Genomic DNA, 23,196 nt, shown 5'->3' with positions numbered 1-23,196 from the left:
GCCGGCGACGATAGTTCCTCACCATGGCAAAAAGCCCGCCACCTCCGGGAGGTGACGGGCCTTGTTACCTGATCTCGCCGGAAGCGATGCCTACGGATCACTCCGTGTCGTCTTTGTCCGGGGTCCCGGCATGGTCGCGCCGGCCCAGCAGGATCTCGCGCTTGCCGACATGGTTGGGGGCGCCGACGATGCCTTCCTTTTCCATGCGCTCGACCAGAGAGGCGGCGCGGTTGTAGCCGATGCCGAGGCGGCGCTGGATGTAGGAGGTGGAACACTTCTTGTCGCGCAGCACCACCTTCACCGCCTCGTCATAGATCGTGTCCGCATCCTCGGCGGCAACTGCACCCTTGTCGAAGACAGGGGTTTGTTCTGCTTCCGCTTCTTCCTCGTCTTCGTCGGCCGTGACTGTCTCGAGATATTCGGGGCGGCCCTGCGCCTTCAGATGCGCCACGACATGCTCGACCTCGGCGTCGGACACGAAGGGGCCGTGCACGCGGGCGATGCGACCGCCGCCGGCCATGTGCAGCATGTCGCCCTGGCCGAGCAGCTGCTCGGCGCCTTGCTCGCCCAGAATGGTGCGGCTGTCGATCTTCGACGTCACCTGGAAGGAGATGCGGGTGGGGAAGTTCGCCTTGATCGTGCCGGTGATGACGTCGACAGACGGACGCTGCGTGGCCATGATGAGATGGATACCGGCCGCACGCGCCATCTGCGCCAGGCGCTGGATCGCGCCTTCGATCTCCTTGCCGGCGACCATCATCAGGTCAGCCATCTCGTCGACGATCACGACGATGTAGGGCATCGGCGCGAGGTCGATTTCCTGCTCGTCGAACAGCGGCGCGCCGGTGCCCTTTTCGAAGCCGGTCTGCACCTGCATGACGACGGTTTCGCCATTGTCGCGGGCGACCGCGGCGCGCTGGTTGTAGCCGTCGATGTTGCGCACGCCGAGCCGCGCCATCTTGCGATAGCGGTCCTCCATCTCGCGCACGGCCCATTTGAGCGCCGTCACGGCCTTTTTGGGATCAGTCACGACAGGCGTCAGCAGATGCGGGATGCCGTCATAGACGGAGAGCTCCAGCATCTTGGGATCGACCATGATCAGCCGGCATTCCTGCGGGGTCATGCGGTAGAGCAGCGACAGGATCATCGTGTTGATCGCCACCGACTTGCCAGAGCCGGTGGTGCCGGCGACAAGCAAGTGCGGCATCTTCGCAAGCTCGGCGATCACCGGCTCGCCGCCGATGGTCTTGCCGAGACAGAGCGCCAGCTTGCAGCCGGTTTCGCGGAAGTCCACGGATTCGATCAGCTCGCGGAAATAAACCGTCTCGCGCGTCTCGTTCGGCAGCTCGATGCCGATCACGTTGCGGCCGGGCACGACCGCGACGCGCGCCGAGATGGCCGACATGGAGCGGGCAATGTCGTCCGCCAGGCCGATAACGCGCGAGGACTTCACACCCGGGGCCGGCTCGAACTCATAGAGCGTGACGACCGGACCCGGACGGACGTGGATGATCTCGCCGCGCACGCCGAAGTCTTCGAGCACGCTTTCCAGCAGGTCGGCATTCTGCTCCAGCCGCTCCTGCGACATGTAAAAACCCTGTCCGGCAGGCGGCTCCTGCAGGAGCTCTTCGGAGGGAAACTCGTAACCGTTGTCGGCGCCGGTCCGCTCTGCGCTTCCGACCGGAGGCAGAGGCGTGCGCGCGACCGGAACCGGCATGGTGACTGCGACAGTTTTCGCCGGCTGAGGCGCGGCCTCAACTTCTGCCGCCGGGGCGGTGGCAACTTCCACTACGGAAGCAGTAACAGCTGCTTCTGGGGGAGCAGTGACGATTTCCTCCGCCGGAGCCGGGGCGATTTCCATCTCCTGCACGGCATCGCTCGCGCGGGCTTCCGAGGTGGCCTCGACATCTATCGGGCCAGTTGGCGAAACAACGGTGACTTCCGGCACGGCGGGCGCGGCGCGATGGCACTCGATGATGCGGAACAGCGAGGTGATCTCTGCCATCGCAGCCGGGCGAATAATCTGCGGCTTCACGGCAACGGATACTGCGGCGACGGGCGCCGGCGTTGCCGTGACTGCATCTGGATTGGCGGGCGGAACGAGAGAAACCCCTTCGATGGCCGCAGGTGACGCAAACTCGAAGAAGGCATGGTCCGACAGATAGGACCAACCCGTGGATTCGCGATTGTCCGTATCGGCCGACGTGTCGACATGTTGGGAGGCGGGCTCGTCTGTAGGCGCGAGCGGCGCTGCAACGGTTGCAATCGTCGGCGGGGTCACGGACGACAGCACCTGTGCCTTCTCGACGACCCGTTCCAGCGAGGGAGCCTTGACAGTCGTCACCGTCGACGCGCCAGGCCTGACGGCACCGTCGCCAACCGGTGTTCGAACAGCTTCCATGGCGGAATGCCGACCGTGCATTGATGCCGACGGCGCAGAAGGTCTGGCAGACGGTGCCGGTGCTGCCGGCGCAGCCGCTATCACGGCCGGCTGCCGGGCCGTCCCACCCGTCCTGACTTGGCTTTGCTCGGCGCTGCCTTCACCGTCCTGTGGCGCGCGGCGGCTCATGATCTCACGCTCGGGCGTGCGCGTGAAGCGGACGTTAGGCGCCAGGAAGAAATGGTCCTGCATCGTGGAGTGGGTGAAATAGTCGTTGGCTCCGGCCACCTTTTGGAGGGTGGATGATGCCTCTCGCGTTTCGACCCGGGGTTCCCGGCGGGGCGCAACTGGCGGTTGCCCGCCGCGGGAGGCGTCGTTGCGCGGATCCTCGAAGCGCCCTTCCTGGCCCTGATTGTGCGAAGCTAGGTTCGATAAATTGGTTCTGGAAGCACGCATGGATTCTGCACTCAAGACTCAGCCGATGGGGACGTCTGCTGAGCAATAGGAACCGATGGTTAACAGTTCCTTCCTTCCCTCCCCCGACTGACATGGTTGTCGTTCCTGGCAGCCACCCTATGTCGGGAAGCGGCGCTCGCAACTCCGCAATCACACTGGCCTAAGCAGAACCGCCAAAGTCATCGGAACACCAAATGAAGCGCCTCGTGGGACAAACTGGCGTCGAAAAGCATTAGCAGTACCGGGAGCTGTCATCGGCTTCCGTCAAAACGATGTTGGGAGAGAACCATGAGAACGGTCATTGGACTTGCCGCGCTGCTGTGGTGCGCCACGGCGGCCTTCGCAGCCCCACCGGTCAGGACCGCCGACCATGCCGGCGAACAGATTTTCACCGATGTCAAGGGTATGACGCTCTACACATTCGATAAGGACAAACCCGGAAAGTCGAACTGCAACTCGGAATGCGCGGCCAACTGGCCGCCCTTGATGGCGGCGGCAGACGCCAAGCCGGAAGGCAACTGGACCGTCGTCACGCGCGAGGACGGCAAGAAGATGTGGGCCCATGACGGCAGGCCGGTCTATCGCTTCTCTGGCGACAAGAAGCCCGGCGACACCAAGGGTAACGGCTTTGGTGGCGCCTGGCACCTGGTCAAGGTTCACTGACCAGGCGCCTCAAGGCCAGAGCCGGCAGCCTCAGTCCTGCGCGGCCCCCGCTGCCCCGGTAACAGCCGAGGCGGAACGGCCTCGCAGGGCTTCGCCCGCCCTGATGACCAGGCTTTCCAGGCCGTTGGGCAAGAACAGGATGGCGCAGATGAGGATCGCGCCATAGAGCAGCGGCCGCCACTGGTCCGCACCGATGCCGCGCAGGATAACCTCGTCGATGATGGTCAGCGCGATGACGCCAAGAATGGGACCGTACCAACGACTGGTGCCGCCGACGATGGTCCAGATGAGCACATAGACCATCGTATCGACGTTGAACTGGTTCGGGTTGACCGTGCTGAGATAGTGCGCATAGAGCGCCCCGGCGACGCCGGCAAAGAACGAGGCAACGACGAAGGCCAGCATCCGATGGCCGAACGTGTCGATGCCAACCGATTCCGACAGCTTGTCCTGCCAGTGGATGGCGTGGAAGGTGAGGCCGATGCGCGATCTCTCGATGCGGTAGAGTACCCACAGAGACACCAGCACCACCACCAGGACGAGGTAGTAATAGTTCTCAGGCTGGTAGAAATCGATGCGCAGGAAGCCGAGATCGATCTCGGGAAAGCCGGGAATGCGCTGGATCCCCTTGGGTCCCCCGAAAGGATCGGTGAAGCGCTTCCAGATCAGGCGGATCACTTCGCCGGCGGCGAACGAGCCTATGAGGAAGTAGAAGCCCTTCATGCGAAACAGCGGGAAGCTGAGCACGGTGGCGATCAACCCTGCCGTGACCGCGCCAGCGAGCATGGCCAGCGGCACCGGGAAGCCGAACAGCTTGCTGTAGAGCGCACTGCCATAGGCGCCGACGCCCATCATCACCACATGGGCGAGCGACCACTCGCCGGTGAGCGTCAGCAGGCGATAGCTGACAACCAGCAACACGTTGATGGTGAGGAAGACCAGCAACTCCTGCTGGGAAAAGCTGACGAGATGCGGCACCGCAAGCAGCACCACCGCCAGAGCGAGGATGCCGGCCCAGCCGGCTCCGCTGATCGTGTTTCGTTCAGGCACGTTCGCGCACTCCAAACAGGCCTTGCGGCTTGACGACGAGGACGGCCAGCATCAGCAGCAGGCCGACGATGTTTGCGATGACGCCGTCGAAGAAGGTCGTCACGAAGGTATGGACGAAGGCGTAGATGATCGCGGCTAGCACGGCCCCCTCCAGGCTGCCGATGCCGCCCACGATGATGATGATGAACGCAGTCACGATCACCGTGTGCCCCATATAGGGCGTCGGCGCGACCAGCGGCGCGGTCAGCGCACCGGCGACACCGGCAAGGCCTGCCCCGATGAACATCGCATAGCGCGCGGTCTGGTTGATCGAGATGCCTTGCAGGGAGGCTGCTTCGCGGTCCTGCGCGCAGGCGCGCAACGCCCAGCCGAACTTGCTCTTGCGCAGGAACAACCACAGCGCCAGCAGCAGCCCCACCGTCGCCAGAATGACGTAGAGGCGCTCATAAGTCAGGAAGGCGCCGCCGACGGTGATGCGCCCTTGCGACACCGGCGGAACATTCTGGTTGCGCAGGCCGAAGCCCAGCACGGCCACCGTCTGCAGCATCAGGAGGAATCCGATGGACGCGATGAGGCCGCCGAGCGGATTGGTTCGTAACGGCCGGAACAGCGCCAGTTCCATCAGCATGCCGAGACAGCCGACGAAGACGAGGCCTATCGCCACCGCCACCATGAAGGGCAGGCCAAGCCCTGCGTAGAAGAAAACCACCGCATAGGCGCCGGCCATATAGAGCTCGCCATGGGCAAAGTTGATTACCCCCATGACGCCGAAGATCAGCACCAGCCCCACGGCAATGAGGGCCATGTAGCTGGCGGCATAGGAGGCATTGAAGGCTGTTTGCAGAAGAAAGTCCGACATCGGCAGTTCCCGGTTGGTCGCGTCATGACACCTCGCCCCAGCGAGGAAGAGGCGGCCCGAAGGCCGCCTGGCCGCATCAGGTGCGCTGGCTCCACATCTGGCCGAGATCGGTCATGTGCTTGATCAGCAGGTCTCCATGCTTGTCCCACCAGTCGGGAATGGAGCGGAATTCGGCGATGGTGGCCTTGCCGTCGCGGATCACCACCACCGGCCAGTCGCCCACAAGGGCGTTGTCGAGGCCGAACAGGTCCTTGCCCCACCAGCGCGCCTCGCCGAAGGCATGCTTGCCCTTGCCGCCTTCCTTCATGGCCTTCAGCACATCGGCCGGCTCGACACTGCCGGCGCGCTGCGCGGCATCCGCCCAAAGGTCCATGATCGAGGAATATTCCCAAGACACCGCCGACCATTCCGTCGCGCCATAGCGCTTGACATATTCGGCGTAGAACTCGTTCGGCTTCCTGAAGTTGATGCGCGGATCGTTGAGCGCCTTGTCGTCGAAGTCCGGAAACTGGAAGATCACGCCTTCCATGAACTCCTTCGAGGTACGCTCGACGATGCGCTGGTAGAAATCCAGCGTGCAGGAAATGATCTGCCCCTTATAGCCCTGCTGGAACGCCTGTTCGCACAGCGGATGCACATAGTCGGCGTAGCAGGTGTCGAGGCACAGGATGTCCGGGTTCTTGGCCAGAAGCTGGGTCATCACCGGTGCGAAGTCGGTCGTGGCCGGGTCGAAGAACAACGGGTCGCCGAGCACCTCGATGCCGGCAGCCTCGAAGGCGGCCAGGTAGGTCGCTACCGAAGGCTTGCCGAGGGCGTCGTCCTGCGCGCAGATCACGGCGGTCTTCAGCTCAGGTCGATTGGCCGCCAGCCAGTCCACGCCGGTGACGTTGTAGATCGGATGCACCTCGCAAGGCGCAATCAGCGTCTCGGTGTTGGGCGTCAGGTCGCTCGGCAACAGCGTCGAGACCAGCATGCCCTGCCGCGCCGCGATCTCCTCGACGCCGGGCCAGGAATTGCCGCCCAGCATCATGATGAACTTGACGTCGCTTTCACGGATCAGCTGGGTGGCGCCGGCGCGCGCCTTGCCGGCATCGTCTTCGTCGTCATAGGAGGCGAATTCGATCCTGTGCGGCTTGCCGCCGATCTCGATCCCGCCCGCCTCGTTCATCCAGTCGGCCCAGATCTTGCAGCCGTCAAGGCCGGGCTTGCCCCAGGCCGCCACGGGGCCCGTCAGGGGCGCCAGGAAGCCGATCTTGACCACGTCGTCCCCCGCGAAGCTGACGCGCGGAAAGCCGACAACCGGCATGAGTGCAGCGCTTGCCGCGCCGCAAAGAAGGGTTCTTCTGTTAAGCGAAACTTTGGATGCAGAAGTCATCGAGGTTCCTCCGCTCGAGCTTTCATTATGCTGCCGGAGGGATACTGCTCCGCAGCCTGTTCCCGGTGTCGATACTTTTACTTGTAATGGAGAGGCACAGATCGACTGCTGCGCGCTCCTTTTGGTCATCTGAAGCCAGCCAGAAATGCCGGCAAAAAAACTTCCTATTATTTATTCCTCTGGCTACAGCGTCGCCGCTGCATCTACAGCATAATCTCCAACGGCGACTGAGTGCACTCCTTCCCTTGCCGCCAGCAATATCACCGCGCCGAGCAGCTTCCTCGGATCACCGAGGCCAGCCGGCCGTTCCCGTTTCCAGCGCTGCGCCCGCTCCTCCGCTTCGGCTGAGCCGACCAGGACGAGGCTTCCTAGTCCGCCGATTTCAGCTTGCACCGCCGCAAGCAATTCGCGTCCCTTGACCCGCCAGCGCTCCTCATAGGCCGGCCGATGCAGGCGCTCCATGCGCAAATGAAACAGCGACGACCGAGCAGTGCGCGGCGCCGTCATCGACGCGATCCAGCGCTCGCATCCCGCCCAAGCCTGGGCGGCTGAAGCACGGATCTGCCCCGTCATGGCCCCCTCGCCTGCCGCCTCCAGCGCAGCCGCGTGATTGCAGAGGCTGGTGGCGAGCCGCGGGTCGTCCTTGGCGAGCCCGGTGCGGGCCAGCCGCAGCGCCCTGGCAAAACCGTCGAACGCCTCGGCGGCGCGCCCGGCCGCAAGATCTGAAACCGCGGTCGAGGTCAGGCTTTCCCATTCGAGGTCGGCCTCGCTCCATCCCGCTGCAATGAGATCCCGGAAGCTCCACGTCTCAGGCGCCAAGATAGGCCCTCCGGACATGGTCATTGGTGCGCAGGTCGGCGGCCCTGCCTTCCAGGGCAACGGTGCCGATTTCCAGCACGTAGGCATAAGAAGCGAGTCGGAGCGCCAGCCCCGCGTTCTGCTCCACCAGCACCACCGGCACACCGGTCTCGGCGATATCGGCGACGATGCGAGCGATCTCCTGCACCATCACCGGCGAAAGGCCCATCGAGGGCTCGTCGAGAAGCAGCAGCTTCGGTCCGGACATCAGCGCCCGTCCGATCGCCACCATTTGCTGTTCGCCGCCCGACAGCGTGCGCGCCCATTGGGTACGGCGCTCCTTAAGACGCGGGAAGCGACGGAACACATCTTCGAGGTCTCTCTCGATCCCGTCCTTGTCCGCGCGCAGGAAGGCGCCGATGCGCAGGTTCTCCTCGACGCTGAGATCGGGAAAGACGCGCCGGCCTTCAGGCACATGGGCGATACCACGCCCCACGATCTGCTCGGGCGGCAGATTGTCGATGCGCTGGCCGTCGAAATGGATCTCGCCCTTCGACGGGCGGACCAGCCCGGAGATGGCGCGCAGCGTGGTGCTTTTGCCCGCGCCGTTGGCGCCGATGATGGTGACGATGCCGCCCGACGGAACCTGCAGGCTGATGCCTTTCAGGGCAGCGACCTTCTGGTAGTGGACATGGAGGTCGCGGACTTCAAGCAGCATCTTCTGCACGCCCCAGATAAGCCTCGATGACGCGCGGATCGGTGCGCACTTCCTCCGGCGCGCCCTCGGTCAGCAACTGGCCGAAATTCATCACCGTGATGCGGTCGCACAGGCCCATCACGGCCTGCATGTCGTGCTCGACCAGCATGATGGTGATGTCGCGTTCGTCGCGAACACGGCGCACGTGCTCCATCATGCGGCGCGTCTCCTCCGGGTTCATGCCGGTGAATGGCTCGTCGAGCAGGATCACCACCGGGTCGGCGGCAAGCGCAACTGCCATGCCCAGCGCCCGCTGGTGGCCATGCGGAAGGCTCGACGTCGGCTCGTCCGCCAGAGCGCCCAGATCGAACAGGTCCAGGATTTCGCGGGCCTTGCGGTCCGCGGCGCGCTCGACGGGCGCGTCCGAGCCGATTATGCGCGAGACGAAGCCGGCCCGCGCGCTGCGGTGACAGCCGACGCGAACGTTGTCCATGACGCTGAACTCCTGGAACAGCGTCGTGCCCTGGAATGTGCGGATAAGCCCGCGTTGCGCAAGCCGGCTGGTCTTCAGGCCCGACACGTCCTTGCCGTCATAGAGGATCTGGCCGCTGGTGGGACTGTAATAGCCGCTAATCAGGCTGAAGGTCGTGGTTTTGCCGGCGCCGTTCGGGCCGATAAGACCGTGGATGCTGTTGCGGCGAACCGCAAAGGACAGGTTGTTGACAGCGGTCAGGCCGCCGAATTTCCTGGTTAGGCTACGGACTTCCAGTATTGGTGCATCAGACAACGATCGGCCCTCCCATGGCGCCTGTCATCCTTGCGTCGAGGATGATGCCGGCGACGGCTCACGACGCCGCCGGCGGATGCTCACTGCTCCGCCAGATAGGCTTCGAGCGAGTCGTCCAGTGCCTCCAGCCAGGGCGTGTGGTGCTTCGGCGCCATGGTTCCGGTCATTAGCGACTTGTAGCCGTTGTTGCGGAAGCCCATGATGTCTTCGGCCTTGTGGTGCTCCCATTCCATGAAGGTCTGGTTCACTGCCTCGATGTCGAAGTCGGGATAGTCGGTCGCGTCGATCAGTTCCTGGGTGTAGTCGCCCTGGAACCAGATCATCTGCTCGGCATCCTGCAACTGTTCCTCGCGATCGCGCCATCTCTGGCTGTCGGCCATCATCTCGTCCTTCGACGGCAGCGTGATGCGGCCGAGCATGACGTCGCGGGCGAACCAGGCTTGCGCGTCGAACATGTTGAAGGTGTAGAACTGGTCCTGCATGCCGATGTAGAACAGCTTCGGATTGTTTTCCCAGACGACCCCCTTGTAGAGATCAAGCGGCCAGAGCCGGTTTGCTGTCTTGAGCCGCAGGTCCTCGCTGAGGAACGGGAAGTGGTGCAGGTAGCCGGTGCACATGATGATGGCATCGACCTCCTTGGAGGTACCGTCCTTGAAATGGCAGGTCTTGTGCTCGACCCGCATCAAAAGCGGCACTTCTTCCCAGTTCTCGGGCCAGTTGAAGCCCATCGGCCGGCTGCGATAGCTGTTGGTGATCGATTTGGCGCCGTATTTGTAGCACTGGGAGCCGATGTCTTCGGCCGAGTAGCTGCGCCCGATGAGCAGGATGTCCTTGTCCTTGAACTCCAGCGCATCCCGGAAGTCGTGCGAATGCAGCACGCGGCCGGCAAATCTATCGATGCCCTCGAAATGCGGCACATTCGGCGTCGAGAAATGGCCCGAGGCGACGACGACGTAATCGAATTCCTCGGAGTAGACGACGTCCTCGGTCCGGTCGTGAACAGTGACGGTGAATTTGCCGGTGGCGTCGGAATAGGTCACCATGCGGACGGGGGTGTTGAACCGCACCCATTTGCGCACGTCGGCTTTTTCGACACGGCCCTTGATGTAATCCCACAGCACCGCGCGCGGCGGATAAGAAGCGATCGGCCTACCGAAATGCTCTTCAAAGGTGTAGTCGGCGAATTCGAGACATTCCTTCGGCCCGTTGGACCAGAGGTAGCGGTACATGCTGCCGTGGACGGGATCGCCATGCTCGTCGGTGCCTGTACGCCAAGTATAATTCCAAAGACCACCCCAGTCGGACTGCTTTTCGAAACAGACGATTTCGGGAATTTCGGCCCCTTTGCTCGCTGCTGACTGGAATGCCCTCAATTGAGCGAGGCCAGATGGTCCGGCACCAATGACTGCTACCCTCATCTTCATCAAATCCCCTCCAGGACTTTTTCTTGTGCGAAATAAATTTCACTCGCAGGAGATTATGTGGTTCAGCGATGCTGTCAACAACCTATCCAACAAAACGTCATTCCAACTTTCGGCTACCCTGTCGCGACTCCAGGTTCCGATGCTAGGTTCGATTTACAGGGTTGCCTCCAAGATCAGGGCTGCTTATTCTTGAAATTGAAATTTCTTTACAGGCAAGAAAATCCGATCGGGAGGTCGTGATGCTGCAGGCCGCCTACCCCACCGTTGCCGGGGGCCCTCCCCGCCCGAGCGTCATCCGGACTCCCGGATTGCTCGCCCTGCCGGAAGGGATGGAGCGCTACCAGGTGCCTGGCGCCGGTGCGATCTTCATCAGCATCGAGGCGGGCGACAGCGTCACCATCCGCGACATCGAAGGCGGGCAGGCTTGCGAACTCGTCGCCGCCGATGCCGCCGGCAGAACGGATGCGGGCATCCTCGGCACCAAGGCCAATGCCGACGCCGCCGGCCTCAAGGCGTTGCTTTTGCAGGAGAATGAAAGCCTCGGCGGCTTCCGCAAGGGGCTGGAGCGACGCAAGATCGACCTAGCCCGGGCCGAGGCCGTGCGCCTGTTCGGCAGTTCCAGCGCGCCGGGCACGGAGGAGACCTTCACGGTCGCCCGCGACGGTAGCCTGGTGGTGGCCGCACCCGGCGGCCCCATGGCAGTCGACGGCCACGACACCGCCACGCCGCTGCTGATGCTGGTGCAGCGCGCCCGCATCCGGCCGACTGGAAAATCCGATCTGCCCGACCCGCTCGCCGACCCCGTACTGGATCTGCGCGTGAAGTCGGCGACCGCCCGCTCCTACTTCGTCAAGGCTGGCGACTTCATCCAGATCATCGATGTCGATGGCCGCCAATGCACCGACTTCCAGTGCTTTTCGGCGCGCAAGCTCGACAAGGGCAAGGACCATCCGCTCGACGTCACCACCACGCGCACGCTGATGGGCACCAGCTATCCGATGCCCGGCCTGCACTCGAAGTATTACGATCAGGATTTCGAGCCGCTGGTCGAGGTGGTGCAGGACACCTGCGGCCGCCACGACGCCTTCGCGCTGGCGTGCGCGGCCAAATATTACGACGACATAGGCTATCCCGGTCACATCAACTGCTCGCAGAACTTCAACAACGCGCTGGCCGACAAGGGCGTCAATCCGCGCGCCGGCTGGATGGCGATCAACTTCTTCTTCAACACCGGGATCGACGCCCACGGCGTGATGTTTTCGGACGAGCCATGGTCACGGCCCGGCGACTACGTGTTGTTGCGCGCCCTGACCGACATCGTCTGCGTCTCCTCCGCCTGCCCCGACGACACCTCGCCGGCCAATGGCTGGAACCTCACCGACATTCATGTGCGGACCTATTCGGGCGCGCAGAAATTCTCCCGTGCCGTTGCCACACGAACGACTCCGGATGCCGAGCCCAAGATGACCCGTGAAACCGCTTTCCATTCCAGCTTCGCCAAGCACACCCGCAACTTCGTCGAATACCGCGGCTACTGGCTGGCCAATTCCTTCGCCAAGGAAGGCCCGCTCGAGGAATACTGGGCCTGCCGCGAGAAGGCGGTGGTCATGGACCTGTCGCCGCTGCGCAAGTTCGAAGTCACCGGGCCGGATTCGGAAGCGCTGCTGCAGTACACGCTGACCCGCGACGTCAAGAAGCTCGGCGTCGGCCAGGTCGTCTACACCGCCATGTGCTACGAGCATGGCGGCATGATCGACGACGGCACGCTGCTGCGGCTCGGCAAGGACAATTTCCGCTGGATCGGCGGCGACGATTACAGCGGCATCTGGCTGCGCGAAACCGCGGAAAAACTCGGCCTGAAGGTGATGGTGCGCTCGTCGACCGACCAGATGCACAACATCGCCGTGCAGGGGCCGAAAAGCCGCGACATCCTCAAGGAGATCATCTGGACCTCGCCGGCCCAGCCCTCCATCGCCGAGCTCGAATGGTTCCGTTTCGCGATCGCACGTATCGGCGATTCGCAGGGCGTGCCGATCGTCGTGTCGCGCACCGGCTATACCGGCGAGCTCGGCTACGAGATCTGGTGCCATCCGCGCGACGCCGAGAAGGTGTTCGACGCCGTGTGGGAGGCCGGCCAGCCCCATGGTCTCAAGCCGATGGGGCTGCATGCGCTGGACATGGTGCGCATCGAGGCCGGGCTTATCTTTGCCGGCTATGATTTCTCCGACCAGACCGACCCGTTTGAGGCCGGCATCGGCTTCACCGTGCCCCTGAAGACCAAGACCGACGACTTTATCGGCCGCGATGCCCTGATCCGCCGCAAGGAGCACCCGTCGCGCAAACTGGTCGGCCTCGACATAGATGCCAACGTCGCCGTCGGCCATGGCGACTGCGTGCATGTCGGTCGCGCCCAGATCGGCGAGATCACCTCGTCCATGCGCTCGCCGGTGCTCGGCAAGAACATCGCGCTGGCGCGGCTCGACGTTGCCCATGCCGACATCGGCGCGGAAGTGGAAATCGGCAAGCTCGACGGCCAGCAGAAGCGCCTGCCGGCCCGCGTCGTGGCCTTCGCCCACTACGACCCGCAGAAGACACGGCCGCGTTCCTGACGCGGCCGGATACCCTGGCGGACGGCGGGTTTTCCTTTACCCGCCAGCGCCGGGTGTGACCGAAAAGTCATCCTTTTCCCAAACTCGCTCGCACAGGCAAAACGGTTCCTTGCGATCATGATGCGGTTGGGCGTAACTGCGCCTCCGCAACGCCGAACCGACCCATGCCCGATTTAATGTCCATGCTCAAACGGCTGCTTCCGGCCCTGCCGCCCGTCGGCCGGCTGGAGCGCGTACGCATCTGCTGCGGAGCGCTGGTGGGCATTTTCCTCACCGGGCTCATCACCAAGCTGGCGGTCGGCGCGAGCAGCGCATCCCCGCTTCTGATCGCCCCGATGGGCGCTTCCGCCGTGCTGCTATTCGCGGTTCCGTCGAGCCCGCTGGCTCAGCCCTGGTCGATCATCGGCGGCAACATGATCGCGGCCATGATCGGCATCAGCTGCGCCCTGTGGATCGACGACCTGCTCATTGCGGCCGCCCTCGCCGTCGCCCTCGCGATCGGGGCCATGCTGGCGCTGCGCTGCCTGCACCCGCCGAGTGGCGCGGTGGCGCTCACGGCGGTTCTCGGTGGTCCCGCCGTACACGAGGCCGGTTATAGTTTTGCACTGTGGCCGGTGGGCGTGAATTCGCTGCTTATGCTTGCCGCGGCGCTGGCCTTCAACAATCTCACCGGTCGCCGATACCCGCATCTGGCGCCGCTTCCGGCAGCCAATCCGCACAACACGGCCGACCCGCTGCCAAGCCAGCGCGTAGGCTTTACCGCGGCCGACCTCGACGCGGCGCTGAAGCGCCATGGCGAGATGATCGACGTCAGCAGAGACGATCTCGGTGCGCTGCTGCACGAGGCCGAGATGCAGGCCTATCATCGCCGCTTCGGCGAGATACGTTGCGCCGACATCATGTCGCGCGACGTGGCGACGGTCTCGGCCGAAACCTCGTTGCACGAAGCCTGGGCCCTGTTGTGCGCGCATCATATCAAGGCCCTGCCGGTGATCGCGGAGGACCGCAGCATAGCCGGCATCGTCACCCAGACCGATTTCATGGAAAGTGCCAACTGGGGCCCAAATGGAGAGCTTCATCTCGGCCTCGGCCGGCGCCTCCGCAGCGCTGTGCGCCCCAGGCGGAGCCTGAAGAGGACGGTCGGCGAGATCATGACGGTCCCCGTACATACCGCATCGCCGGACACCCCGGTGACCGCGCTTGTGCCGGTCATGGCCGATGCCGGGCTACACCATCTCCCCGTCGCGGATACCGCACGAAACCTCGTCGGCATCGTCACCCAGTCCGACCTCATCGCCGCGCTTTATCGCGGCAGCCTGTCGGAAGAGTCGGTCGCCTTGCCGACCGTGCCTTTCTCCCCGCCCCGCCGCGCCGCCGGCGCCTGAATATCCTCCCTCCGCTGACTTGATAGCCGGCCGCCGCCCGTCGAACATGTGCAATTCCTGCGCATGCACGCCTTGCGATGCCTTTCGGCAGAGAATGTGTCTCTAGCGCGCAACAAAGAGCTTGACGCAAGGGCACTCTATGCCATCCTTTACTGCCGGGAAAAAAATAAGACTGTGTGGAAAGGCCGGCTTCGACCTTCGCAAAGCTGGGCAACCGGCAGCAACGACACGGTCGCAGGGGACATATCAATCGATAAACAATGGGAGAACTTTCGAGATGAGTTCTACAGTCAGCGGGTTGGCGCCCGCATCCGAAGGACAATTGCACCGCACCATCGACTGGCGCGGCGCCTTTTGGGTGGCCAGCGGCGTGCCTGCGCTTGTTCTATTTTCGATCGGCGGCATCGCCGGAACCACCGGCACGCTGGCCTTCGTGATCTGGATGACCTCGGTCACGCTCGGCCTGATCCAGTCCTTCACCTATGCCGAGATCGCCGGTCTATTCCCCAGCAAGTCGGGCGGTGCCTCGGTCTATGGGGCCACCGCATGGCTGCGCTACTCGAAGTTCATCGCACCGCTGTCGGTATGGTGCAACTGGCTGGCCTGGACGCCGGTTCTGTCGCTCGGCTGCTCCATCGCGGCGGCCTACATTCTCAACGCCCTTGCCCCGATTCCCGGCTTCTCCGACGCTTCACCGGAAGTCGTCGCCTGGCTGGCCGACCCGGCCAATGCCGGCAAGACGGCGGCCGACGCCATCGCAACGCTGACCGCGGCGGCCACGCCAGCCATCCGTGAATGGACGCTCTACAGCGGCACGCTCGGGCCGGTCAGCTTCTCGCTCAATTCGGTGTTCTGGATTGGCGTCGTCCTGATGCTGATCACCTTCTCGATCCAGCATCGCGGCATTCTCGGCACCGCCAGCGTGCAGAAATATGTCGGCCTGATCGTCATCGTCCCGATGCTCATCGTGGGCATCGTGCCGATCATCACCGGCCAGATCAACTGGGACAACTACACGCCCTTCGTGCCGCTGGCAGAGGCCTATGCGGCAGAGCCGGGCACCTGGAACATCTCCGGCTGGACGCTGGTGTTCGGCGGCCTCTTTATCGCCGCCTGGTCGGCCTACGCCTTCGAGACGTCGATCTGCTTCACCAGTGAATTCCGCAACCCCGGTCGCGACACTGTTCGGGCGATCCTCTATTCGGGCCTGCTGTGCCTGCTCCTCTACACGCTGGTGCCATTCACCTTCCAGGGCGTGCTCGGCATCAACGGCATGCTGGCCGACCCGATCGTCGACGGCTCGGGCGTGGGCCAGGCGATGGCACGCATGGTCGGCGGCTCCGGCTTCATCACCGCCATCATGATGATGCTTATGATCTGCGCCCTGATGCTGGCGATCATGACAGCCATGGCGGGCTCGTCGCGCACCCTCTACCAGGGCGGCGTCGACGGCTGGCTGCCGCGCTATCTGGCCCATGTCAACGGTCACGGCGCGCCGACCTCGGCGATGTGGACCGACCTGGTCTTCAACCTGTTCCTGCTGGCTATCGCTGCGGCCGACGCCACCAGCTACTTCTTCATCCTTGCCGTGTCGAACTGCGGCTACATCATCTTCAACTTCCTGAACCTCAACTCGGGCTGGATTCACCGCATCGACAACGGCCATATCCACCGGCCATGGAAGGCGCCAACGATCCTGATCGCCGTCGGCGGCATGCTCTCCTACGTCAACGCCATGTTCATGGGCGCCGGCGCCAAGGTGTGGAACCCCTGGGCGCTCTGGGCCGGCCTCATCGCCGCCTCGCTGATCATCCCGGTGTTCTGCTATCGGCACTACATCCAGGACGGCGGCAAGTTCCCCGAGAACATGCTGGACGACCTCGGCATCAAGCAGGAGGACCTCAAGAACCGCAAGGCGGGCATCCTGCCCTACCTGACGCTGGCGGCCGGTCTGACCGTCGTGCTCGTCGCCAACTGGTTCTTCGTGATCTGACGTTCACGCGTCCCTAGGAGACGAAGGCCGGCCACCAGGCCGGCCTTTTTTCGTCCCTCTTCGACCAAGGACGAGGGCAAAAAATAATTCTTAACATGAAATTTTCTTTCATGAAGGTTGACGCATCGGCAGCGGCAGGGCTAACTGTCCCCAAGAGGAGAGGTTTCCAAATTCCAGGCCTGCGCGACCGCCTTCGGGTGAGATAATCGCGCATGTTGCCACGGCGCGGGACTGCATCCTGCTCCAGGCGCTTGCCGTACCAAGAGACTGAATTCACGTTCGAAGGGAGCGAGACTGATGCCCGAATTCAAGACAGACATCGAAATAGCGCGTGCCGCCAAGAAGCGGCCGATCCAGGAGATCGGCGCCAAGATCGGCATCGCCAACGAGCATTTGCTGCCCTACGGCCACGACAAGGCCAAGGTCTCGGCCGAGTTCATCCAGTCGGTCAAGGGCAACAAGGACGGCAAGCTGATCCTGGTCACCGCCATCAACCCGACCCCGGCCGGCGAGGGCAAGACCACCACCACCGTCGGCCTCGGCGACGGCTTGAACCGCATCGGCAAAAAGGCGGTGATCTGCATCCGCGAGGCCTCGCTCGGGCCCAACTTCGGCGTCAAGGGCGGGGCCGCCGGCGGCGGCTATGCCCAGGTGGTGCCGATGGAGGACATGAACCTCCACTTCACCGGCGACTTCCACGCCATCACCACCGCCCACAATTTGCTGTCGGCGCTGATCGACAACCACATCTACTGGGGCAACGAGCAGGGCATCGACACCCGCCGCGTCGCCTGGCGCCGGGTCATGGACATGAACGACCGCGCGCTGCGCGAGATCGTCTGCTCGCTCGGCGGGGTCGCCAACGGCTATCCGCGCGAGGCCGGCTTCGACATCACCGTCGCCTCCGAGGTGATGGCGATCCTGTGCCTGGCCACCGACCTGAAAGACCTCGAGAAGCGCCTCGGCGACATCATCATCGCCTACCGCCGCGATAAATCGCCGGTCTATGCCCGCGACATCAAGGCCGACGGCGCCATGACGGTGCTGCTCAAGGACGCCATGCAGCCCAACCTGGTGCAGACGCTGGAGAACAACCCGGCCTTCGTGCATGGCGGCCCGTTCGCCAACATCGCGCATGGCTGCAACTCGGTGATGGCCACCACCACCGCCTTGAAGCTCGCCGACTACGTCGTCACCGAGGCCGGCTTCGGCGCCGATCTCGGCGCCGAAAAGTTCTTCGACATCAAGTGCCGCAAGGCCGGCCTGAAGCCGGCGGCGGCGGTGATCGTCGCCACGGTCAGGGCGCTGAAGATGAACGGCGGCGTCAAGAAGGAAGACCTCGGCGCCGAGAACGTCGAGGCGGTGAAGAAGGGCTGCGCCAACCTTGGCCGCCACATCGAGAACGTCAAGCAGTTCGGCGTGCCGGCGGTGGTGGCGATCAACCACTTCCACTCCGACACCGAAGCCGAGATCCAGGCGGTCAAGGACTTCGTCGCCGCGATGGGCGAGGAGGCGATCCTGTGCAAGCACTGGGCCGAGGGCTCGGCCGGCATCGAGGCGCTGGCGCACAAGGTGGTGCAGCTCGCCGAGAGCGGTGCGGCGCAGTTCGCGCCGCTCTACCCCGACGAGATGAGCCTGTTCGACAAGGTCAACACCATCGTCCAGCGCATCTACCGCGGCTCCGAGGCGATCGCCGACAAGAGCGTGCGCGACCAGCTGCACGCCTGGGAGCAGCAGGGCTACGGCCACCTGCCGGTGTGCATGGCCAAGACGCAGTACTCGTTCTCGACCGACCCCAATCTGCGCGGCGCGCCGACCGGCCACACCGTGCCGGTGCGCGAGGTGCGGCTGTCGGCCGGCGCCGGCTTCGTCGTCGTCATCTGCGGCGAGATCATGACCATGCCGGGCCTGCCCAAGGTGCCGTCGTCGGAAAAGATCTTCCTCAACGAACACGGCCAGATCGAGGGCCTGTTCTAGGCCCGGACCAGGCCGGCGGTCGCCGCCGGCCCACCTGCCCTTCAGCGCCGCGCGGCCACCCCGCGCGGCGTTTTTGTCTGAGCCTTGCCAAGATTGGCCCCTACTGCGTCGGCGCGTTCTTGATGAACTCGTTGGCCACATAATGCGCCGCGTGCTGCCAGGCTTCGTCGTTGTCGCCGCGAAACGTGAAGAGCTGATTGAAGACCATCTTGCGGGAAGCGACGTCATAGACTTCAAGCCGCGCCCAGAGTACCAGCGTGCTCATCTTTTCAATGGCACCGACAGCGAGGAAACGCGCGCCGGCATCTCTGGCGTAGCGCAACAGCTCGTCCATCGTCATCGATTGACCGCTGCAGCGTGGCTGCGGGCATTTCATCTCTACCAGCGTAAACCGTCCGCTGCCGGCGAGTTCCTCGTGCATGACGTCGTCGAAGCGCTTGAGCCGCGCTTCATGCTCCGCCGTCTGGTTGCGCTGTTCGCCCGATGTATCGATCAGGAAGAAACCGGAAATCGCCAATGAGGGCCGGTTCTCCGCCGCATGGGCACTTGTCAGCGCGGCAATGCCAAGCAGGCACATGAGGGCAACCAGCACGGCACGCCGAGCCATGGACGTCAGGCTCTCGGCCCAACGTTCCTGACCGAGCTCGAGTTTCCGGGCACGGCTATCCATATAGGCCTCCTGTCCGTGCAGGCAGCGCCAGCCTGACCGATCACCATCAAGGCCCCAAATAGAAAGGCCGACACCGGCGGCAACCGGTGTCGGCCTTTGCTTTGGAAGGAAGCCTGGCGGCTGTCAGGCCGCGAGGCGTGCGGGGTTCGCGACCTCGATGCCGTATTCGGCCGCCGCGTCGACAATTGTGTCCCAGAGGCTGTCGGCAAAGCTGGAGAATACCAGAACGTTGAAGACCGGCGAGCCGTCGGCAGCATCCGCTTCGCGCCACAGATTGACCGCCGTGTGGTCGATCGAGGTGGCGGCCGCAGCGCCGACCGGGAACATGCCATCATGCAGATCCACGGAGGACAGCTTGGCCAGCATCTCGCGCACCCGTGGTCCCGACATACGGATCAGGCAACGGCCATCGGACTGGTCGGACAGGGAAGCCACGTCTTCGAAAACGGGGCGCAGCGCATTGACGGGCTGGGAAGCACCGGCCGCGCGCGGCGACAGCGCCATCAACTGGTCGGCTCCCGACCAGATCAGCGTCGCGGTCTTGGCGGCAGCGACCGTCCGCACGGCCGGGGCGGCGACGCCAAAATGCGCCTTGACCGCCTTCGCAGTCGCTTCCCATTGGCCGCGCCGGGCCATGATCTGCACGAGGTCGAAATCGCGGATTTCGGTGAGAACCACGCCGGCGCCTGCCGTCATTGCACCAAGGGTGCCGGGAACGACGGCCTGGTGCAGCGCGGAACGAGCGGTCCAGACAAATTCAGCCACGCTGACGTCCTCCTTCGGGATCGTAGAAGACCGGATTGCAGATTTCGACTTCGTAGTCTTCGCCACGCAGCGGATCGTGCGCGCGCACGATCTCGCCGATGCGCTCGCGTCCACGTTCGACGAGGCCAAGGCCGATCCACTGGCCGAGCATCGGCGAGTGGCAGACGGAGGTGACGTAGCCCTGGTCGGTTTCCGGGCCAACGGCCGCGCCCTTCGGGATGATATGGGCGCCCGAACGCAGCCGCTGCGCCTTGTCGACGGGTTTCAGACCCACGACCACCTGGCGGTTAGGCGCAACCAGCCCCTCGCGCCCGGCCATGACGCGGCCAACGAAATCCTTCTTCTTGGACATCATCTTGCCGAGGCCGAGGTCGTCCGCCGTCGTCGTGCCGTTGAGCTCCGGTCCGGCCACATGGCCTTTTTCGATGCGCATGACGCCAAGCGCTTCGGTGCCATAGGGCGTCACGCCGAAAGGCTCGCCCGCGATCATCAGGTTGCGCGCCAGCGCATCCCCATAGCGGGCCGGCACCGAAATCTCGAACGCCATCTCGCCGGAGAAGGAGATGCGGTACAGCCGCGCAAACATGCCACCGCGAAGCTGTACTTCCCGCACGCCCATGAACGGGAAGCCCTCGTTCGACAGGTCTTCCGCGGGATCCACGATCTCGCGCAGGAGGTCGCGGGTCTTGGGTCCGGCGATGGAGAAGGTCGCCCACTGGTCGGTACAGGAGGTGAGCTGCACGTCGAGCTCGGGCCACAGAACCTGCCGGCAGAATTCGAGATGCTGCATCACCGGCCCGGCCTTGGCCGTGGTGGTGGTGAGGAAATAGTGGTCCTCCGCGAGCCGCGAGGTGGTGCCGTCATCCATGACGATGCCATCCTCGCGCAGCATCAGGCCGTAGCGGGCCTTGCCGACGCCCAGCGAGGAGAAGGCATTGATGTAGACGCGGTCGAGGAAGGTGCCGGCGTCCTTGCCCATCACGTCGATCTTGCCGAGCGTGGAGACGTCGCAGAAGCCGACGCCGTTGCGCACGGCCAGAACCTCGCGGGTGACCGAGGTCAGCCAGTCCTTCTCGCCGGGCAGCGGATACCACTGCGCGCGCTTCCAGAGGCCGGTATCGACGAACACCGCGCCGCGCTCTGCGGCCCAGTGGTGCGAAGGAGCCAGACGGGTGGAATGGAAGCTCTCCTCGCGATGATGACCGGCGAACGCGCCGATCGCCACCGGCACATGCGGCGGGCGATAGATGGTCGTGCCCGTCTGCTGGATCGAGCGGCCGGTCAATTCGGCCATGATCGCGAGGCCGGTCACGTTGGAGTTCTTGCCCTGGTCGGTGGCCATGCCGAGCGTGGTGTAGCGCTTCAGGTGCTCGACCGACTCGAAGCCTTCGCGCTGCGCCAGCGCCACATCGGAAGCCGTGACGTCGTGCTGGAAGTCGACGAAGGCCTTCTGCTTGCCCTCGACGTGCCACAGCGCTGCGATTGCCGAGCTCTCGTCGGTCGCGGCAGGTGCCGAGTGGTTCGCGCCAGCATGGCCGCACTCGGCCGCCGCTGCAAACCCGGCCGCATGACCGCTGCGCAGGCAAGCGCCGAGCGACAGGTCGCCATTGGCAGCGCCTGCTACCGACATTCCGGGCGGGCAGCCCTCCGGCACGAAGGCGGCGATGTCGTCGCGCCATTTCGGCCGGCCGCGATGATGCGAGGCAAGACCGACGGACGGGTTCCAGCCGCCAGACATGGCCAGGACATCGGCAGCCACGTTGGCACTACCGCCACCGACGAGAGCGACATCAACCCCGGTGACGCCCGACTTGCTGCCGCGCACGCCGGAGACCGTGCCGTTGAGAACGGAAAAACCGCCTTGCTGCGCCAGCGACCGGTACTGCTGCGGAACCTCGCCGCGCGAGTCGATGACGGCCGCGATTCCGAGTCCGGCCCGGTGCGCAGTCTCGACCGTCTTCCAGCCGTCGTCATTGTTGGTGAACAGCGCCAGACGCTGACCCGGGGCAGCCGCGAAGCGCTCGATATAGGTGCGCACGGCCGAAGCCATCATCACGCCGGGCCGGTCGTTGCCGGGGAACACGATCGGCCGCTCGCTTGCGCCCGCCGCTACGACGCAGCGCTTGGCCACGATGCGCCACAGGCGCTGGCGCACCTGGTGCTTTGCCGGCACAGGAACATGGTCATTGACGCGTTCCAGCGCACCATAGACGCCACCGTCATAAACGCCGAACACTGCCGTGCGCGTCATCACGCGGACATTGGGCGCGCCTTCGAGTTCGGCAAGCGCGCTGGCCAGCCACTCGGCAGCCGGCATGGTGTCGATCTCGCCGCCGTCGCTGTTGAGGCGGCCGCCAGCGATGCGGTCTTCCTCGGCCAGGATGACGCGTGCACCGGTACGGCCGGCGGCAAGTGCGGCAGCAATGCCGGTCGGACCGGAACCGACCACCAGCACGTCGCAATGCGCCCATGCCTTGTCATAGTGATCGGGGTCGGCCACGCCGCTTGGACGGCCGAGGCCGGCAGCCCGGCGGATGGCGGGCTCGTAGAGCGACTCCCAGAACTTCGCCGGCCACATGAAGGTCTTGTAGTAGAAGCCGGCGACAAAGATCGGCGACGCCAGCGAATTGACCGACATGACGTCGAAGGCGAGCGAAGGCCAGCGGTTCTGGCTCAACGCAACCAGCCCGTCATAGAGCTCGACCGTGGTCGCCTTGGTGTTGGGTTCGCGCCGCGCGCCGGTGCGCAGTTCCACGAGCGCATTCGGCTCTTCTGGGCCGGCGGTCAGGATGCCGCGCGGGCGGTGGTACTTGAAGGAACGGCCGACAAGCGTCACGCCGTTGGCGACCAGCGCCGAGGCCAGCGTGTCGCCGGCATAGCCGGTCATCCGCTTGCCGTCGAAGGTGAAGTCGACTGCCTTGGTCCGGTCGACCAGGCCGCCCTTGGGAAGCCGGTGGGATTGATGCGATGCCATTATTCTGCACCTGCCTTCGCGTATTCCGAGCCAGCCTTGGCGGCGGCCGCCCCGGTGCCGGGAGCGGCACGCACGGAGCTGATTTCATGGGTCAGGGTGTTGCGCTCGACGACCAGCCAGGAGCGGCAACCGCCACCGTGATACCAGTATTCGCTCATCACGCCGGCGACGTTGTCGCGCAGGTAGACGTAGTCGTAGAAGACATCCTGCTCGCCTTCGGAGCCCTTGCCCGCGTCAACGGCCGTGATGGCCGGGCGCTTCGGCTTGGCGTCGCCCAGATAGGTGAATTCGCCGTTCTCGCGTTCGCCGCAAAAGGGACATGCAATGCGCATTT

At 64.3% G+C, this 23,196-nt stretch carries 17 protein-coding genes; 5 read left to right on the top strand and 12 right to left on the bottom strand.

What is annotated here, in order from left to right:
- Positions 1 to 97: 97 nt before the first annotated feature.
- A complete protein-coding gene (locus ABLE85_RS11630) occupies positions 98 to 2,836 on the bottom strand; it encodes a DNA translocase FtsK (protein WP_348792882.1) in 2,739 nt (912 codons plus the stop codon).
- 288 nt (positions 2,837 to 3,124) lie between these two features.
- Between ABLE85_RS11630 and ABLE85_RS11625 the strand changes: the two genes are divergently transcribed.
- The gene (locus tag ABLE85_RS11625) at positions 3,125 to 3,499 is read left to right on the top strand and encodes a hypothetical protein (RefSeq protein ID WP_348792881.1); all 375 of its coding nucleotides are present in this window, start codon (positions 3,125 to 3,127) and stop codon (positions 3,497 to 3,499) included.
- A 30-nt stretch (positions 3,500 to 3,529) separates the two neighbouring features.
- Here the strand turns inward: ABLE85_RS11625 and ABLE85_RS11620 are convergent, their stop codons facing one another.
- From ABLE85_RS11620 to ABLE85_RS11590, 7 genes are all read right to left on the bottom strand, one after another.
- A complete protein-coding gene (locus ABLE85_RS11620) occupies positions 3,530 to 4,549 on the bottom strand; it encodes a branched-chain amino acid ABC transporter permease (RefSeq protein ID WP_348792880.1) in 1,020 nt (339 codons plus the stop codon).
- Positions 4,542 to 5,408: a branched-chain amino acid ABC transporter permease gene (locus ABLE85_RS11615; RefSeq protein WP_348792879.1), complete on the bottom strand. Its 867-nt coding sequence runs from the start codon at positions 5,406 to 5,408 to the stop codon at positions 4,542 to 4,544. The genes ABLE85_RS11620 and ABLE85_RS11615 overlap by 8 nt, the downstream gene beginning before the upstream one ends.
- Positions 5,409 to 5,484: 76 nt before the next feature.
- Complete coding sequence (locus tag ABLE85_RS11610; protein WP_348792878.1) at positions 5,485 to 6,714, bottom strand: ABC transporter substrate-binding protein; 1,230 nt, start codon at positions 6,712 to 6,714, stop codon at positions 5,485 to 5,487.
- Positions 6,715 to 6,966: 252 nt separating this feature from the next.
- Positions 6,967 to 7,602 (bottom strand): hypothetical protein, encoded by a 636-nt coding sequence (locus ABLE85_RS11605; protein WP_348792877.1) that lies wholly within the window; start codon positions 7,600 to 7,602, stop codon positions 6,967 to 6,969.
- Entirely contained in the window at positions 7,592 to 8,299 is a 708-nt protein-coding gene (locus ABLE85_RS11600; protein ID WP_348792876.1) for an ABC transporter ATP-binding protein, read from the bottom strand. Before ABLE85_RS11600 ends, ABLE85_RS11605 begins: the two co-directional genes overlap by 11 nt.
- On the bottom strand, positions 8,289 to 9,065 hold the full coding sequence (locus tag ABLE85_RS11595) for an ABC transporter ATP-binding protein (protein ID WP_348792875.1): 777 nt from the start codon (positions 9,063 to 9,065) through the stop codon (positions 8,289 to 8,291). Before ABLE85_RS11595 ends, ABLE85_RS11600 begins: the two co-directional genes overlap by 11 nt.
- 80 nt (positions 9,066 to 9,145) lie before the next feature.
- The gene (locus ABLE85_RS11590; RefSeq protein ID WP_348792874.1) at positions 9,146 to 10,489 is read right to left on the bottom strand and encodes an NAD(P)/FAD-dependent oxidoreductase; all 1,344 of its coding nucleotides are present in this window, start codon (positions 10,487 to 10,489) and stop codon (positions 9,146 to 9,148) included.
- A gap of 239 nt (positions 10,490 to 10,728) precedes the next feature.
- On the opposite strand from ABLE85_RS11590, the gene ABLE85_RS11585 reads away from it, so the two are divergent.
- The 4 genes from ABLE85_RS11585 (at position 10,729) to ABLE85_RS11570 (ending at position 18,453) form a co-directional block, all read left to right on the top strand.
- Entirely contained in the window at positions 10,729 to 13,098 is a 2,370-nt protein-coding gene (locus ABLE85_RS11585) for a DUF1989 domain-containing protein (protein ID WP_348792873.1), read from the top strand.
- 164 nt (positions 13,099 to 13,262) lie between these two features.
- Complete coding sequence (locus ABLE85_RS11580; protein ID WP_348792872.1) at positions 13,263 to 14,483, top strand: HPP family protein; 1,221 nt, start codon at positions 13,263 to 13,265, stop codon at positions 14,481 to 14,483.
- Positions 14,484 to 14,760: 277 nt separating this feature from the next.
- Positions 14,761 to 16,476, top strand: coding sequence for an APC family permease (locus ABLE85_RS11575; protein ID WP_348792871.1), 1,716 nt, complete (start codon positions 14,761 to 14,763; stop codon positions 16,474 to 16,476).
- A gap of 297 nt (positions 16,477 to 16,773) precedes the next feature.
- Positions 16,774 to 18,453, top strand: a complete 1,680-nt coding sequence (locus ABLE85_RS11570; protein WP_348792870.1) for a formate--tetrahydrofolate ligase — start codon at positions 16,774 to 16,776, stop codon at positions 18,451 to 18,453.
- Positions 18,454 to 18,553: 100 nt separating this feature from the next.
- Here ABLE85_RS11570 and ABLE85_RS11565 read toward each other — a convergent pair whose 3' ends face one another.
- The 4 genes from ABLE85_RS11565 to ABLE85_RS11550 all read right to left on the bottom strand — a co-directional run bounded on the left by ABLE85_RS11565 (position 18,554) and on the right by ABLE85_RS11550 (position 23,194).
- Positions 18,554 to 19,123 carry a DUF2380 domain-containing protein gene (locus ABLE85_RS11565; RefSeq protein WP_348792869.1) on the bottom strand — a complete coding sequence of 190 codons (570 nt, stop codon included), beginning with the start codon at positions 19,121 to 19,123 and terminating at the stop codon, positions 18,554 to 18,556.
- A 123-nt stretch (positions 19,124 to 19,246) separates the two neighbouring features.
- Positions 19,247 to 19,888 (bottom strand): sarcosine oxidase subunit gamma family protein, encoded by a 642-nt coding sequence (locus ABLE85_RS11560; protein WP_348792868.1) that lies wholly within the window; start codon positions 19,886 to 19,888, stop codon positions 19,247 to 19,249.
- Complete coding sequence (locus tag ABLE85_RS11555) at positions 19,881 to 22,862, bottom strand: sarcosine oxidase subunit alpha (RefSeq protein ID WP_348792867.1); 2,982 nt, start codon at positions 22,860 to 22,862, stop codon at positions 19,881 to 19,883. The genes ABLE85_RS11560 and ABLE85_RS11555 overlap by 8 nt, the downstream gene beginning before the upstream one ends.
- On the bottom strand, positions 22,862 to 23,194 hold the full coding sequence (locus ABLE85_RS11550) for a sarcosine oxidase subunit delta (RefSeq protein WP_348792866.1): 333 nt from the start codon (positions 23,192 to 23,194) through the stop codon (positions 22,862 to 22,864). The genes ABLE85_RS11555 and ABLE85_RS11550 overlap by 1 nt, the downstream gene beginning before the upstream one ends.
- Positions 23,195 to 23,196: the final 2 nt, after the last annotated feature.

Origin of the sequence: Mesorhizobium sp. KR1-2 (assembly GCF_040045035.1) — a bacterium.
In the GTDB taxonomy this organism is placed as follows: Bacteria; Pseudomonadota; Alphaproteobacteria; order Rhizobiales; family Rhizobiaceae; genus Pseudaminobacter.
The sequence above is the reverse complement of the archived record's forward strand: the minus strand, read 5'-3'. Positions and strand labels throughout refer to the sequence as shown.